16 protein-coding genes are annotated in these 15,141 nt (G+C 59.3%); 6 read left to right on the top strand and 10 right to left on the bottom strand.

What is annotated here, in order from left to right; genetic code table 11:
• The first annotated feature begins 103 nt into the window (after positions 1-103).
• Positions 104-739, top strand: coding sequence for an endonuclease (locus QPM17_RS13135; RefSeq protein WP_285391240.1), 636 nt, complete (start codon positions 104-106; stop codon positions 737-739).
• A gap of 70 nt (positions 740-809) precedes the next feature.
• Here QPM17_RS13135 and QPM17_RS13140 read toward each other — a convergent pair whose 3' ends face one another.
• The 9 genes from QPM17_RS13140 to bioB all read right to left on the bottom strand — a co-directional run bounded on the left by QPM17_RS13140 (position 810) and on the right by bioB (position 10,476).
• Positions 810-2,600: an acyl-CoA dehydrogenase C-terminal domain-containing protein gene (locus tag QPM17_RS13140; RefSeq protein WP_285391241.1), complete on the bottom strand. Its 1,791-nt coding sequence runs from the start codon at positions 2,598-2,600 to the stop codon at positions 810-812.
• Positions 2,601-2,815: 215 nt separating this feature from the next.
• Positions 2,816-4,615 (bottom strand): acyl-CoA dehydrogenase C-terminal domain-containing protein, encoded by a 1,800-nt coding sequence (locus QPM17_RS13145; protein ID WP_285391242.1) that lies wholly within the window; start codon positions 4,613-4,615, stop codon positions 2,816-2,818.
• A gap of 238 nt (positions 4,616-4,853) precedes the next feature.
• Positions 4,854-5,564: a putative metalloprotease CJM1_0395 family protein gene (locus tag QPM17_RS13150; RefSeq protein WP_285391244.1), complete on the bottom strand. Its 711-nt coding sequence runs from the start codon at positions 5,562-5,564 to the stop codon at positions 4,854-4,856.
• A gap of 53 nt (positions 5,565-5,617) precedes the next feature.
• On the bottom strand, positions 5,618-5,863 hold the full coding sequence (locus QPM17_RS13155) for a flagellar biosynthesis protein FlgE (RefSeq protein ID WP_285391245.1): 246 nt from the start codon (positions 5,861-5,863) through the stop codon (positions 5,618-5,620).
• A 51-nt stretch (positions 5,864-5,914) separates the two neighbouring features.
• Complete coding sequence (bioD, locus tag QPM17_RS13160) at positions 5,915-6,607, bottom strand: dethiobiotin synthase (protein WP_285391246.1); 693 nt, start codon at positions 6,605-6,607, stop codon at positions 5,915-5,917.
• Positions 6,608-6,627: 20 nt separating this feature from the next.
• Positions 6,628-7,476, bottom strand: coding sequence for a methyltransferase domain-containing protein (locus QPM17_RS13165; protein ID WP_340366741.1), 849 nt, complete (start codon positions 7,474-7,476; stop codon positions 6,628-6,630).
• On the bottom strand, positions 7,464-8,216 hold the full coding sequence (locus QPM17_RS13170; protein ID WP_285391248.1) for an alpha/beta fold hydrolase: 753 nt from the start codon (positions 8,214-8,216) through the stop codon (positions 7,464-7,466). The genes QPM17_RS13165 and QPM17_RS13170 overlap by 13 nt, the downstream gene beginning before the upstream one ends.
• Entirely contained in the window at positions 8,213-9,391 is a 1,179-nt protein-coding gene (bioF, locus tag QPM17_RS13175; RefSeq protein WP_285391249.1) for an 8-amino-7-oxononanoate synthase, read from the bottom strand. Before bioF ends, QPM17_RS13170 begins: the two co-directional genes overlap by 4 nt.
• A gap of 26 nt (positions 9,392-9,417) precedes the next feature.
• The gene (gene bioB / locus QPM17_RS13180) at positions 9,418-10,476 is read right to left on the bottom strand and encodes a biotin synthase BioB (protein ID WP_285391250.1); all 1,059 of its coding nucleotides are present in this window, start codon (positions 10,474-10,476) and stop codon (positions 9,418-9,420) included.
• A 40-nt stretch (positions 10,477-10,516) separates the two neighbouring features.
• On the opposite strand from bioB, the gene QPM17_RS13185 reads away from it, so the two are divergent.
• Positions 10,517-11,296 carry a ComF family protein gene (locus QPM17_RS13185; protein WP_285391251.1) on the top strand — a complete coding sequence of 260 codons (780 nt, stop codon included), beginning with the start codon at positions 10,517-10,519 and terminating at the stop codon, positions 11,294-11,296.
• A gap of 11 nt (positions 11,297-11,307) precedes the next feature.
• Here QPM17_RS13185 and QPM17_RS13190 read toward each other — a convergent pair whose 3' ends face one another.
• Positions 11,308-12,408, bottom strand: coding sequence for an NAD(P)/FAD-dependent oxidoreductase (locus tag QPM17_RS13190; RefSeq protein WP_285391464.1), 1,101 nt, complete (start codon positions 12,406-12,408; stop codon positions 11,308-11,310).
• Between the two features lie 160 nt (positions 12,409-12,568).
• Between QPM17_RS13190 and QPM17_RS13195 the strand changes: the two genes are divergently transcribed.
• Genes QPM17_RS13195 through cmoA form a run of 4 tightly spaced genes read left to right on the top strand, consistent with a single transcriptional unit; the run spans position 12,569 to position 15,140 of the window.
• Positions 12,569-12,991, top strand: a complete 423-nt coding sequence (locus QPM17_RS13195) for a hypothetical protein (RefSeq protein ID WP_285391252.1) — start codon at positions 12,569-12,571, stop codon at positions 12,989-12,991.
• Positions 12,992-13,000: 9 nt separating this feature from the next.
• Entirely contained in the window at positions 13,001-14,002 is a 1,002-nt protein-coding gene (locus tag QPM17_RS13200) for a serine/threonine protein kinase (protein WP_285391253.1), read from the top strand.
• A 33-nt stretch (positions 14,003-14,035) separates the two neighbouring features.
• Positions 14,036-14,392: a PA3694 family proteiin gene (locus QPM17_RS13205; RefSeq protein WP_285391254.1), complete on the top strand. Its 357-nt coding sequence runs from the start codon at positions 14,036-14,038 to the stop codon at positions 14,390-14,392.
• On the top strand, positions 14,385-15,140 hold the full coding sequence (cmoA, locus tag QPM17_RS13210; protein WP_285391255.1) for a carboxy-S-adenosyl-L-methionine synthase CmoA: 756 nt from the start codon (positions 14,385-14,387) through the stop codon (positions 15,138-15,140). The genes QPM17_RS13205 and cmoA overlap by 8 nt, the downstream gene beginning before the upstream one ends.
• The last annotated feature ends 1 nt before the right edge of the window (position 15,141 follow it).

Genomic DNA, 15,141 nt, shown 5'->3' on the forward strand with positions numbered 1-15,141 from the left:
AAGTGAATGAAGCGTCATTTTTCTGTCTGATCCGGCCACAGAGCACTTATTCATGGCCCCATCAGCCAGGGCGTTTCCTTGCACTGAGAGGTATAAATGGCCTATGAGAACCTTAACTGTCATCCTGCTAACGCTGTCAGTACTGCTCGTTTCGTCAATGGTCAGTAGCCAGAATACTCGCTTCAGTGACCCGGCCACGGTTGTCCAGGACGAATTCTGGGGAAAGCTCTATGCCGATGGCGGAACATCCTTCTTCTGTGAGACACCGTTCACCAGCAAGGGCTTCCTGCTGACGGACGGCTACATCTATCCGCTGGCCCAGGTTCGCAGAGCCCTTGAGTGCGGCACCTCCAGCCAGTGCGCCAGCGATGACCGATACCGGCAGATTGCCTCCGATCTTCACAATATCGTACCGGTTCGCAACCGCACCGAAATGAGACGGCGCAATGCGCTGTACGAGGAACTCGGCCCATCAGGCAAGCCGGATGAGTGTGGCATTCGCCAAAGCGCCCAGTTCTTTGAGCCTCCCGAAAAGGTGAAAGGTGATGTTGCCCGGACCGTTGCCTATATGGTGGACACCTATAACCTGCCCTGGGCAGGGGCAACCTCGGTTTTCAAGAACTGGAACCGGATGGATCCGCCGGACGACGGAGAGTTGACCCGCCATCGCCGGATAGCGGAAATCCAGGGCAACGAAAATCCGTTTGTCCTCGAACCGGACCGGATGGAGAATCTCTAACTGGCCCGCTCATCCCTGTATAAAAAAAGGCAGGCTCACGAGCCTGCCTTTTTTGTTTGTGACCAGCGAATCAGAATTCTTCGGCGGTCAGGGCCATCATCGAGCCACTACCGCTGCGAATCCCTTCGGCCAGTGCTACTGTCTTCGGTAGCAAACGATCAAAGTAGAAGCGTGCGGTCTTAACCTTGCCGGTATAGAAGCCGGAGGTATCAGTCTCCGCCTTCGGAGCCGCTGCTTTCACCATTTTCGCCCACATGTAACCAAGGGCGGTCAGGCCAAACAGGTCCAGATAATCGACCGACGCCGCCCCGACAGCATCCGGGTTGTCACCGGCCTGCCTGATCACATGTTCAGTCACATCAGACAGGCGCTCGAAGGCCGCTGCCAGTGGTTCCAGGTAGGGACGCATAGTCTCGTCGTTGCTGTTCTCTTCAATGAAAGCCGCAACGTCTTCGGCAAACAGCTCATACAGCTTGCCCTGACTACCGACCACCTTACGGCCCATCAGATCCAGCGCCTGAATACCGTTGGTACCTTCGTAGATCTGGGTGATACGGCAGTCGCGAACCAGCTGCTCCTGCCCCCACTCCCGGATAAAGCCGTGACCACCGAAAACCTGCTGGCCCATGATACAGGCGTCCAGACCACGGTCGGTCAGGAAGGCTTTCGCCACTGGCGTCAGCAACGCCACCATGCCCTCGGCATGCTTGCGGCGTTCATCATCGTCAGAGAACTTGGAGATGTCCAGCCATTGAGCCACGTAGGTGGAGAAAGCGCGGCCTCCTTCCACATAGCCTTTCATGGTGAGAAGCATACGGCGGACGTCCGGGTGAACCAGAATCGGGTCTGCGGCTTTTTCCGGCTGCTGGGCACCGGTGGGTGCACGGCTCTGGATACGCTCCATGGCGTACTCCCGGGCACTCTGCAGGGAGGCTTCTGCAGCGCCGATACCCTGGATGCCCACACCCAGGCGCTCATAGTTCATCATTGTGAACATGGCTGCCAGACCCTTGTTCTCCTCGCCAACCAGCCAGCCCCTGGCGCCGTCGAAGTTCATGACACAGGTGGCGGAGCCCTTGATGCCCATCTTCTTCTCAATGGAGCCACAGCTCACGCTGTTACGCTCGCCCAGAGATCCGTCATCATTCACCTGGAACTTGGGAACCAGGAACAGAGAGATCCCCTTGGGCCCCTTGGGGGCATCCGGAAGCTTGGCCAGCACCAGATGGATGATGTTCTCCGCCATATCATGCTCGCCCCAGGTGATAAAGATCTTGGTACCCGTCAGGCTGAAGGAACCATCGCCGTTAGGCTCTGCCTTGGTGCGGATAATGCCCAGATCGGTACCGGCGTGCGGCTCGGTCAGGTCCATGGCACCGGACCAGACGCCCGCGTACATGTTGGGCAGATACTTTTCCTTGAGCTCCTGGCTGCCGTGGGCATCCAGGGCGAGGGAGGCGCCGGCGGTAAGCATGGGAGCAAGACCAAACGCCATATTTGCGGCCTGCATCATCTCCTCGAACTGGGCCACCAGGGTTTTGGGCATACCCATGCCACCGAATTCAGGATTGCCGCCCAGGCCGTTCCATCCACCCTCAACGATGGTCTGGTAGGCTTCACGAAAGCCTTCCGGGGTAGACACTTCGCCGTCGTTCCACTTGCAGCCCTGCTCGTCGCCCTCGCGGTTCAGGGGAGCCAGCACGCCGCTGGTAATTTTTCCCGCTTCTTCCAGAATGGCGTCGGCGGTGTCCGGGTCCACGTTCTCCGCCACTTTCGGCAGGGAAGCCCACAGGGTTGGTGCATCAAAAACTTCATTCAGGACAAAGCGCATGTCACGTAAAGGTGCCTGATAATCAGCCATCTAAAAACTCTCCACAATTCAGTCAGTCTGCGAAGCGAACAAACACGGGCCCCTGGCCCTGTCCACTTCCTCGGCTATGTGTCCGCTCAGGTTATTTTTTATGGTGGCTTATTCTACCCTAATGACGCCCCCAACTCATGAGGTCCCGGCGGCCATTTCATGAAAAAAGCCCGCCTCCTGGGAGAGCGGGCTTTTTCGGCTCCTTGAAGCCCGCCTTAGAGGGCGAAGGCTTCTTCCGGCATGTCCATCAGGGTGTCAGCGCCGGCCAGCATGCTCTCTGCATGACCCTTGGCGCGAGGCAGCATGCGCTTGAAGTAGAAGCGCGCCGTCTGCACCTTGGCGTTATAGAACATTTCTTCGGTGGTGCCTTCAACCATCTTGTCCAGTGCTACCTTGGCCATGCGGGCCCACAGGTAAGCAAAGACAGCGTAACCGGAGTACATCAGGTAGTCGACGGAGGCCGCACCCACTTCCTCACGGTTCTTCATGGCGGTCATGCCGACCTTCATGGTCAGGTCGCCCCATTCCTTGTTCAGGGCCGCCAGCGGCTCGATGAATTCCCTGAGCTGTTCGTTGTCGGCATTCTCCTTGCAGAACACGTGTACCTGCTTGGTAAAGCCCTTCAGGGACTCACCCTGCGTCATCAGCACCTTACGGCCCAACAGGTCCAGCGCCTGGATACCGGTAGTGCCCTCGTAGATCATGCCGATACGGGCATCACGAACGTTCTGCTCCATGCCCCACTCGGAGATGAAGCCGTGGCCACCATAAACCTGCATGCCCAGGTTTGCTGCCTCGTAGCCAATCTCGGTCAGGAAGGCCTTGGCGATGGGAGTCAGGAAGCCCAGAGCTTCATCGGCCGCCTTGCGCTCTTCCTCGGTCTTGCCGCTGTGAACAATGTCAGCCTGCTGCGCTGTCAGATAGATCAGAGCACGAGCGCCTTCGGCAATCGCTTTCTGGGTCAGCAACATGCGGCGTACGTCCGGGTGAACAATGATCGGGTCCGCAATGCCCTCGGGGTTCTTAGCACCGCTGAGGGAACGCATGGCCAGACGCTCCTTGGCATAGGCCAGCGAACCCTGGAAGCCCAGCTCCGCTGCGCCGAGACCCTGGATGGCAGTACCAATACGGGCAGTGTTCATGAAGGTGAACATGCAGTTAAGACCCTTGTTCTCAGGCCCGATCAACCAACCTTTGGCGCCGTCGAAGTTCATCACGCAGGTAGCGTTGCCGTGGATCCCCATCTTGTGCTCGATAGAGCCACAGGAAACGGCGTTGCGCTCACCAGAGGCTCCATCTTCGTTGGGCAGGTTCTTGGGCACGATGAACAGAGAGATACCTTTGGTGCCTTCCGGTGCGCCGGGCAGACGGGCCAGAACGATATGGACGATGTTCTCCGCCATGTCGTGCTCGCCGGCAGAGATAAAGATCTTGGTGCCGGTAATGGCGTAGGTGCCATCAGCGTTCGGCTCAGCCTTGGTGCGCAGTGTGCCGAGGTCGGAACCACAGTGTGGCTCGGTCAGACACATGGTGCCGGTCCACTCACCGCTGATCAGCTTGGTCAGGTAGGTCTGTTTCTGTTCTTCGGTACCGTGAGCTTCAATCGTGTTGGTGGCACCATGGCTCAGGCCCGGATACATGCCCCAAGACCAGTTGGCCGTACCGACCATTTCGCTCATGACCAGGCCGAGGGAGTGTGGCAGCCCCTGGCCACCGTAGTTGGGGTCAGCCGTCATGGATGGCCAGCCGCCTTCCACATACTGCTGGTAGGCTTCCTTGAAGCCGGTGGGCGTTTTCACACCGTCTTCACTCCAGGTGCAGCCTTCCTTGTCACCCACCTGGTTAAGCGGAGACAGAACCTGCTCACAGAACTTGGCACCTTCCCCGATAATGGCGTCGACCATATCCGGACTTGCATCTTCGGCACCTTCCAGATTGGCATAGTGCTGCTCGCTATCCAGCAGCTCGGTCATTACAAATTTAATGTCACGCAGGGGCGCTTTGTAGTCAGGCATGGGATCCACCTCAGATTTTCGGTCACAGCTGCGAAACGGTCACAGCACTTTGCCTCGGGGTTTGCTCACACGGCACAGCAATCGATACCGCACCGCTAGTTAAACACTTGTTTGAAACATACGTTTAGAGGCAAGGAATTGTCAATAGCCATGCCTGAAATTTGTGTTGTATTTTGTGGTGAAGTTTTACGCCGGCAGCGGGATAAATGCAGGAAGGAACAGGGTAATGCGCTTTTTATCAGGCGGTTGCCTGAAACCTGGGGGTGATGCCATCAGTTATGGTGTCAGATTCAGAGAAGCCGGAGACCATCTGGTAGGCGGTGGCCGCACTGCGGGATTCAGCAACCCCCGGCTCACCATCATCTGCATCTGCGCTTTCTGAAGGATCGGCGTCTTCAGAGCCGGCCAGCTCCGTGGACAACTCGGACTGGGCCTGCAACATGAGCTGCATGGCCTCGGCAGCAACAGCACGATCCTGGGCAGAGGGTTCCGCAGGCGCAAGCGCTGCCGCCCTGACCACGCGCATCTTTTCAATGGTCGCCTGTGGATCGCCCTGCACCGGGGCGGTGTCAATGGATACTTCGCCACCCACTGCGTATTGAGCACCGTCGGGGCCTCGTTCATACACGAAGGAAATGGACCCGGCATATTGCCCACCCACAGCCTGGTGAGCTGCCTCGTGGGCGCGGACTTCACGGTCTCGGGCTTTCAGGTCAGACAGTTCCTGCAGCTGCGCCTCTTCCAGCCCCTGGGGATCGTCTGAGCCGGAGGTTTGTGGACGTGCACGATCGCCGGCTTCCCTGTCCTCGCTGACGGTTCTGTTTGTGGAAGCTCTATCGGAATCAGCAGAGGAAGGCTCACTGCCCGGCTGCCGGGTAGCTTCGGCTGCCCCGACGCCCGGGAGGGGATACACTGGTGCCACGGAGGGAAGTGAGCCGGAAATCATCATGTCAGCGATTCAGGTAACCGGAACAGGCGACCAGGAGGCCACTGCCGGCGGGTTCAGGCCTTGATATCCAGCAACGTACCAAGGGTTTCATCGGCGGTTTTCACGACCTGGGCCGAAGCCTCAACACTGCGCTCATAGAGCTTGAGATCAATGATGGGCTCAACCAAGCCACCGGCACCATCGGCCGTGCCCTGGGGGCCATCAGCGCCACCGCGGGCGATCTGACGGGCAGCATTTTCCATACCCTGCATGCCGGTCTGGATGCCCTGAATACCAATTCCCAATGTGTTGTTGATCATAACTGCGTTGTCCGATGACCATTAATTGACTCAAGTAAGCCACATTTCTGGTCAATTTTCAAACAAACAATGCACATTGAGACTTGCAGCCAAGGCTCTCGGGTCTGGCGAGTCCTGCCAGGGCAGGATGCCCATACAGGGAGTCTCCAGGTGATTGATCAGGTACTCCAGGGTTTCCTGTTCACAGTCCATCGCCTCTGCCTCCGGTCGGTTGGCTACCCAGCCCGCGACGGTCAGTCCGTCCCGCCGGATGGCTTCGGCGGTCAACAGGGCATGGTTGATGCAGCCAAGTTTCAGGGGCACCACGAGAATGACAGGCATTTGCAGCGCCACTGGCATGGCGGCATAGGTCTCTCGATCATTGAGCGGTACCCGCCAGCCTCCGGCGCCTTCCACCAGCAGCAGATCCGCCGGGCGCATCTGCAGGCCGCGGCAGAATCCCACCAGACGCTCGGCGGTGATCTGTCGTCCTGCCTGGGCGGCGGCCACATGGGGTGCAATGGCAGGTTTCAGCGCCACCGGATTGACCTGGTCGTAGGCCAGGGATTCCGACATGGCCTCCATCAGTATCAGCGCATCCTCATTGCGCAGGCCGTCTGGCGTGTCATCACAGCCAGAAGCCACCGGCTTCATCGCCAGTGTCCGTTTTCCGAGAGACGCCGCCGCCTCCAGGATCGCCGCCGAGACCAGCGTCTTGCCAACACCCGTATCCGTACCTGTCACAAAATAACTTTTTCTGGCCATGGCCCAGAGAACTCCGATAGTCAGTCAGGCAGGCGGCAGGTCAGCCATGCCGCCTGGTAAGTAGCGTGGACCTGGCCATCATCGCCTTTCGGGTAATGATGGCACATGGCCCGTAAACGGCCCGGTGCTGTCGCATTCCGGCGACGGGACGAACCCTTGAAACCGGCCCCGATGGCTTTCAACTCTGCCAGCAGGGCCATTGGTGACGGGTAATCGAGGGCAATGGATTCGGTAGCAATGCGCGGCGCCGGCAGCACTTCAATAGCCTGCGTGCGAAAGGCATCCTCGCTTTCGAATCGGTTAACATGCTCATGCCCAGGATCGGCCCGGTGCCAGGCGCCACGCAGCTCATCCAGCGTGCCCTCCAGCAAGGTTGATATAAACAATTGCCCACCGGGGCGCAGTACCCGGCGACACTCGGCAAGCACACCCGCCGAACCATTGCACCACTGGATCATCAGGTTGCTGAAAATCACATCCAGGCTGTTGTCTTCCAGCGGCAGGGATTCGGCATCTGCGACCAGCCAGCGAATGTCCGGGGCCGCAACCGCACGGGCGTAGTCAAGCATACCCTGCGACAGGTCTGCTCCGGTGACGGAATTCCCGGCACCGCCCGCTATCCCGGCCAATTGCCCGGTAAACCAACCGGTGCCACACCCCAGGTCCAGTATCTGGCAGCCATCCCCGGCTTCCCGAAGACAGCCCTGCTCCGACAACTGGTCGAGCATGACCTGGCCCATGTAACGCTGCAGCCGTGCTGCCGGGTTATAGGTTTTTGATGCCGCCCCGAAATCCCGTGCAACCTCTGTTTTGGCCGCCCCCTGCACAATCACTGTTGCCGGATCTGTAAGCGCTGTCAGATCTCCCACGAATCCCCCTTTCCGAACACAAACTGGCAAATTTCATCCCGGCAAAGGGTGACCGCTTGCTTCCGGGGCCAATGGGTCATTCCGGGTACAGTGACCACCTCGGATGTCACCGCCGGGGTAAAGGTTTCCGCCCAGGACCGGACGATCGCATCCTGCTCCGCCTGAAGGTGAAGCACTGGCACCCGTATTTCCTGCCATAATGACTGCTGATTTTCCGTCTCCAGCCATTCCAGCCCGCGAATCAGATTGGCCGGCGACACCGAGGCTCCCTGTTGCAGCCAGGGCTGAAGTTCCTGGCGGGCCTGGAGATGATCGTCACAGCCCTGAATCAAAAGACGCTGGAAACGCCGCCAGGCCTGGCTGGCCTGGCTGACAACCCCGGCCCTGAAGTCGGCAAAGGTCTCAGGCGACATACCAGACGGCCAGTCGGGGCCGGCGACAAAGCGGGGGAACCCCGCGAGCGTAATCACTCTGCCAACCTGCGGGCCGCCCAGCGATGCCGCTGCCATCGCCACCTGGGCACCCTGGGACCAGCCTGCCCAGACTGAGCGGCCCGGATAGCGATCCAGAAGCTGAGCGGCAACATCGGCCACCGACTCGCACCGGCTCATCACGGCGTCGGTCAATGACACCAGGTGAATTTCACCCGGCCAGCGCTCGAACAGGGGAAGAAGCATGGCGGCATCGACACCCCAGCCTCCGATAAGGACCAGTGGGGTCTGTTGGACCACTCGATTCATACCGCCTCTGCAGACTTCGATTCAAGCAGCGGACGACAGTCCGCGAGTGCGACCAACAGCCTTTCCAGATCCGCCATGGAGTGGGCTGCACTGAGCGTCACACGCAAACGGGCTTCACCTTCCGGAACTGTCGGTGGCCTGATGGCCGTGACCAGCAGCCCTTTCTGCTCCAGCGCCTCGCTGAGCGCCAGGGCGGACCAGTTGTCCCCAACCATGATCGGTTGTATCGGAGTGCGGGACGGCATCAGCCTGAAGCCCAGGGCCGCTGCTTCGCGGCGGAACTCTGCAATCAGTAGCTGGAGGTGGCTGCGACGGCTGTCTTCCCGCTCTATCAGGTCAAGGCTGGTACAGGTCGCCGCGGCAATAGCCGGAGGCATGGCTGTGGTATAGATGTAGGTTCGGGCCTTTTGAACCAGGTAATCCATCAGCAGTTTCGGTCCGGCGACAAACGCACCACTGGTACCCACAGCCTTGCCCAGCGTCCCTATCAGCACCGGAACATCATCCTCGGTAAGCCCCTGTTCGATCAGGCTGCCTCGCCCCTGAGGTCCGAGCACACCCACACCGTGGGCGTCGTCCACTACCAGCAGCGCATCGTGCTTGCGACAGAGGGCCGCGAGCTCCTTCAGGGGTGCAATGTCCCCGTCCATGCTGAACACGCCGTCGGTCACCACCAGCTTGTGACCACCGGTGCTGGCCAGCATATCCGCCAGGGCGTCCATATCCCCGTGAGGATAGCGACGAACCCTGGCACGGCTGAGAATACATCCGTCGATAATAGAGGCGTGATTCAGGCGATCGGAAAAGATGGTGTCACCACGGCCAGCCAGCGCCGATATTGCGCCCATGTTGGCCATATAGCCGGTGGAGAAAAACAGGGCCGAACTGCGGCGGGTAAATGCCGCTAACCGAACCTCCAGCTGGTGATGGGCACTGTGATGGCCGCAGATCAGGTGTGATGCTGCCCCACCCAGACCGGTATGCGGCATGGCATCCGTGGCAGCACGGACGATGTCAGGATGGCTGGCCAGCCCCAAATAGTCATTACTGCAGAATGACAGCAATGGAACACCATCGGAGACCAGTTCTGGCTGCTGGGGCCCACTGATCACCCGACGGGTGCGGTAGAGCCCTGCCTGCTTTCGCTGATCCAGTTCCGCTGCAAAGTCACGCATGGTCGGCCCTTACCGGGGTCGCCTGCTTATGCAGACTCACGGGTGGCGTCGTAGAACATATGACGGGTCTGCTCGTATTCCACCGCCTCGACAATGGCTTCTTCCGCATCCTGCTCCGAGCAGGCCTGCTCACGCATTTCAGGGCGAATGCCCAGGCGTCGGAACAGTTCACGGTCCGCATCCGCTTCGGGATTGGCGGTAGTCAGCAGTTTCTCACCGTAGAAAATCGAGTTGGCGCCAGCCAGGAAGCAAAGGGACTGCATCTGCTCGTTCATATCCTCGCGACCCGCAGACAGGCGCACATGGGAGGCCGGCATCATGATGCGGGCCACCGCGATAGTGCGAATAAAGTCGAACGGATCAAGATCTGCCACGTTTTCCATGGGCGTGCCCGGCACCTTCACCAGCATGTTCACCGGAACACTCTCGGGGTGGTGAGGCAGGTTTGCCAGTTGCACAAGCAGGCCAACCCGGTCATCGGGATCCTCGCCCATGCCCACGATGCCGCCACAGCAGACTTTCATACCGGCGTTGCGGACGTTCTCCAGAGTGTCGAGCCGATCCTGATAGGTGCGAGTGGTGATGATGTGGCTGTAGTACTTCTCGGAAGTGTCCAGATTGTGATTGTAATAATCCAGCCCGGCACTGGCCAGCTCGTCGGCCTGTTCCTGCTGCAGCATGCCGAGGGTCATACAGGTCTCCAGCCCCAGGGATTTCACCTGGCGCACCATATCCACCACATACCCCATGTCCTTCTTCGAAGGGCTGCGCCAGGCCGCGCCCATGCAGAAACGGGACGCCCCCTTGGCTTTGGCTGCTTTGGCTTCAGCAACCACTTTTTCGATTTCCAGCAGCTTTTCTTTTTCCAGTCCGGTGTTGTAATGGCCGCTCTGGGGACAGTACTTACAGTCCTCCGGGCAGGCACCGGTCTTGATGGACAGTAGCGTGCTGATCTGCACCTCATTGGGATCAAAGTGCTCACGATGGACACTCTGGGCGCGAAACAGAAGATCGTTGAATGGCAGCTCGAACAGCGCGCGGGCTTCCTGCATGGTCCAGTCGTGACGGGGTGCGGTGGCAGTCATGATTCAGTCCTGTTAACTTTACCGGGATTCTGGTTTACGGATGAAACAGATGATAAAGGGACTGAGATTACTGTCAACCTTGTTAACACCAAAGGTTAACAGCGGAGAACGGATTCACCATTCTGTGCGGGGCATCCTGTGCTCTGCCGGCGGCCAGTGCGTGGCGTGCCTGGAGCCAAACGCCCACTTTGGCCTCTGCACTCCCTGCCGCCAGGACCTGCCGGCCAATCACTGGCATTGCCGACAGTGCGCCCTGCCCCTTGCCTTCGAGGGTAATGACAGGCTCTGCGGCCAGTGCCTGCAGGACCCACCACCGTTCAGCGGGGTTATTGCACCCTGGCGTTACCGGTTCCCGGTCGACAGCATGATCCAGCGCTACAAGTACAACGGCCAGCGAACGTTTGCCCGGCCGTTGATCAACGATCTCGCCGAACACCTGGTGTCCGTTCTGGAAGCAGCACCGGAACGGCGGCCGGAACTACTGGTAGCCAGCCCCATGCATCCGGCCCGCCGTCGACAGCGGGGCTTTAACCAGGCAGCAGACATTGCCGAACAGATCAGCATACGGTGCGGCATTCCGTGGACGACGGAGCTTGTGATACGGAACCGGCGCACCCGCCCCCAGCGGGGCCTGAGCCGGGAAGAACGCCTGGCAAACCTGACGAGGATCTTTCATGTAACCCGCCGCGCACCCGAGAGAATTGCCATAGTGGACGATGTGGTGACCACCGGCGCCACTGCAAGAAGTCTGACCATCGCCTTACTGGAAGCCGGCGCCCGGGATGTGCAGATCTGGGCGTTGGCAAGGACGCCGGGATAACCGGATACCACTTAATCGCCCAGTTGTGCGGTCACCTCCTCCGCAATCGCCAGGGACGCTGTCAGCCCCGGTGACTCAATACCCAGCAGGTGCACCAGGCCGGGAACACCGTGCTCTGATTCTCCATCAAGCCGGAAATCCGTAAACCCACCATCCGGCCCCGCCAGCTTCGGCCGGATGCCGGCATAGGCCGGCTGCAGACGGGTTTCATCCAGTCCCGGCCACCAACGACGAATGCTGTCTGCAAACAACCCCGCCCGGTCCGGGTCAACCGAGAAATCGATCCCCTCTATCCACTCCACATCCGGTCCGAAGCGGGCCTGGCCGGCGAGATCCAGGGTCAGATGGACACCCAGCCCCCCCCTCTCGGGTACCGGATAGACGAGTGAGCTGAAAGGATGACGGCCTGAATAACTGAAATAGACCCCGCGAGCCAGCCATTGCCGTGGAGTCACATACTCTGGCATGCCCTCCCAGCCCTTCGCCAGTGCAACCGCCCCAAGGCCTGCAGCGTTGACCACCCGCCGCGCCAGAAGCTCACAGGGTGCCTGGCCGCCTATCCATAGCCGATGCTGAGCCCCGCTGGTTACGCCCCGCTCCACTGGGGCATGGCAAATCAGTTGCCCACCACAGCTTTCAAGCTCCGCCAGCATTGCCAGCATCACTCCGTGGCTATCCACAATGCCGGTTTCCGGGGAGTACAGCGCTTCATCTGCGGTGACGCCGGGCAACGACTCCCGCAACACCCTGCTTCCCACCCGCTCGAGGGGAACACCATTACACTGCGCCTGCGCGGCTATGGCGTGGAGTTTCTCCAATTGAGCCTGGCCGCCCGCGACGATCCATTTGCCGGTCTTGCGGTGCCCTATGCCATGCTGACGACAGTAGTCATACAGTAGATGCCGACCTCGAACGCACAAACTTGCCTTTAGGGAATCCTCCGGATAATAAAGGCCGGCATGGATAACCTCACTGTTGCGGGACGAGAGGCCCTCACCGAAGTGAGCCCCCGCCTCCAGAACCAGCACTTCCCTGCCCTGCATGGCCAGCCTCCTGGCCACCGCAAGCCCAACGACGCCGGCACCGATCACCACGGTATCGGTCTGGAACATGTCCCTGGCTGTCATCTGCTTTGGCCCCACCTTTATCACCATCCGGGTCGAAGTCAGTACCACCAATGTACTTGACCGTGAAAAAGCCTTAACCACATTACTGTGGCGCCCCTGAAACGTTATACTTGCCCATGAAATCAGTGCATGGAGCAGGTAAACGATGTCTGACAGGAAGCAGTTTATAATTGTAATGATGGTAGCCGCCATATTTGTCGGCTGGCTCGGGTGGCGTGGTTTTGAGGTTATCAGCCTCAACCAGGACCTCAAAGCGGATGCCATGGTGGCAAACTACCCCTACCAGCACCGCGTACTGAGAGTGGAGGGAAACACCGCCATCATGAGCTCCCTGCGTTCGCACCAGACATCCACCCATGAAGCACTGACCACCATTTTTCCCAGCATGCGCAACCTGGGCGACAACCACAGGGACTGGCAGCGAGCCGAGCGTGAACTGGCCCAGGTTCAGGCCAGGGCAGGTGACATCGTGCTCAGCGCCTCCGGTATTGAACGGGTCCGCTGGGAACTGGACGAAAACTGGTATCACCTTGCCGAGATGCAAGCCCAACAGAATTCGAGGCGCTAAACCTTATTTATGACCGAAATCTCCAGCCATCCATACGATCACCTCAAGCCCGATACAATTCTCGATGCCATGGAGGATGCTGGATTTGTGGTTAACGGGCGACTCTTCGCCCTGAACAGTTATGAAAACCGCGTCTATCAGATAGGCATCGAAGACCAGCCGCCAGTCATCACCAAGTTCTATCGCCCGGGGCGATGGAGCGAAGCCCAGATTCGGGAGGAGCACGAATTCACACTCCAACTGCTCGAAGCGGACATCCCGGTGGTTGCCCCCATGACCATGTCCTCTGGCGATACTCTGGGCAGACACAGCGACTTCCTGTTTGCTGTTTTCCCGCAACGGGGTGGACAGGCTCCGGACACCAGTGTGACCGACACACTCTACCGCCTCGGGCAGTGGCTTGGGCAGCTTCACAATATTGGCGACACCGCCAGCTTCCACCACCGTCCGGCCATGTCCATACTCTCCGGCATTGAGGATAATAACCGGTTCCTGACGGAGAACCGTTGGGTTCCCGATGATCTGCGCCCGGCGTGGGACTCCCTGATCCCTGACCTGGTCAACAACTGTGCCCGCCGGATTGATGAAGCCGGAGAGGTTCATTCCCTGAGACTGCACGGCGACTGCCATGCCGGGAACATTCTCTGCCGCGAGGAACAGATGCTGTTTGTCGATCTGGACGACTGCCGCACCGGGCCAGCCATCCAGGACCTCTGGCTACTGCTCAATGGCGACGATATCGAGCGCGGGCAGCAGTTCGGCGAATTGCTGGAGGGTTACGAGATGTTCCGGGACTTCAACCGCCGCGAGAGACACCTCATCGAACCCTTGCGTTGTTACCGGCAGATCTCTCACTGCACCTGGCTGGCAAAACGCTGGGACGACCCCGCGTTCCCGCGTTTCTTCCCCTGGTTTGCCCAGCCCCGTTTCTGGGCCGACCAGATCCTGTCGCTGCGGGAACAGCTCGCGGCGCTGCAGGCCCCTTCCATTAACGTGCCCGGCCAGTACTGAGGCCGGAAAAACTGAAAGACCGGAGACTGATTGATGAGCCAGAGTGAGGCCAGATTCACCGTACGCAGTCTGATTGCGACAGCCATTGGCACCATAATCGTGACCGTTATCGTGCTTGAAGCCAGCGGCAGAATTGACCATTCAGACAACAAGGATCACGTACCGGTGGGAGAATTTGAGGCGGTTCATATCACCCCGGGCGAGGAATTCCGCATGTCCCCCAAATCGTCGGAGCTTCATGCGGTCTGTGAGCAGGGTTATCTGGCCATCGCTGCCGACGCAGACCCCGATTTCCGGGGCATTCTTGTGGACTACAAGAACCGGGGTGTTCGCTGCAGTCGCGGTCCTGCCTCTGTAGACAGGAGTCAGGAGCCTGCGAACGATGAGTGATCCGAACAAAAAACCGGGACAGGCACTGGACCGGTTGTATGCCAGTGAGCGTGAAAGCGGGGAATTCCGCTTTGATGCGTCGGTAGCACGGGTATTCCCGGACATGATTCGCCGTTCGGTGCCTGGCTACACCACCATCATTCCGATGATCGAGGTCATTACCGAGCAGTACGCCCGCCCGGGCAGCCACTGCTACGACCTGGGGTGTTCCCTGGGCGCCTCCACCCTGGCCATGCGCCACGGCATCGGTGACAGGGACTGCAGCCTGACAGGGGTCGACAACTCGGCCGCCATGATTGAACGCTGTGAACACTACATTGCCCTGGACGACCATCCATTACCCGTCACCCTGCGTTGCGAAGATATTCTGGACACCTTCATCGACAATGCCTCGGTCACCACCCTGAATTTCACCCTCCAGTTTGTGGCGCCGGAAAGACGCGCGGAACTGATGACACGCATTGCCGATGCCACTCTGCCAGGGGGTGTGCTGATTCTGTCTGAAAAGATCCGTTTTGAATCCGATGCTGAACAGGCAATACAGACGCAACTCCATCACGAGTTCAAGCGCGCCAACGGCTACTCCGACCTGGAGATCAGCCAGAAACGGTCGGCGCTGGAACAGGTGCTGATTCCGGAAACCCTGACGGAGCACCGGCAAAGGCTGATGAAGGCGGGTTTTAACCAGGTGCTGGTGTGGTATCAGTGCTTCAACTTTGTTTCCATGCTCGCCATTAAATCGCCCTGAA

Origin of the sequence: Marinobacter azerbaijanicus (assembly GCF_030250645.1) — a bacterium.
Classification (GTDB): Bacteria; Pseudomonadota; Gammaproteobacteria; order Pseudomonadales; family Oleiphilaceae; genus Marinobacter; species Marinobacter azerbaijanicus.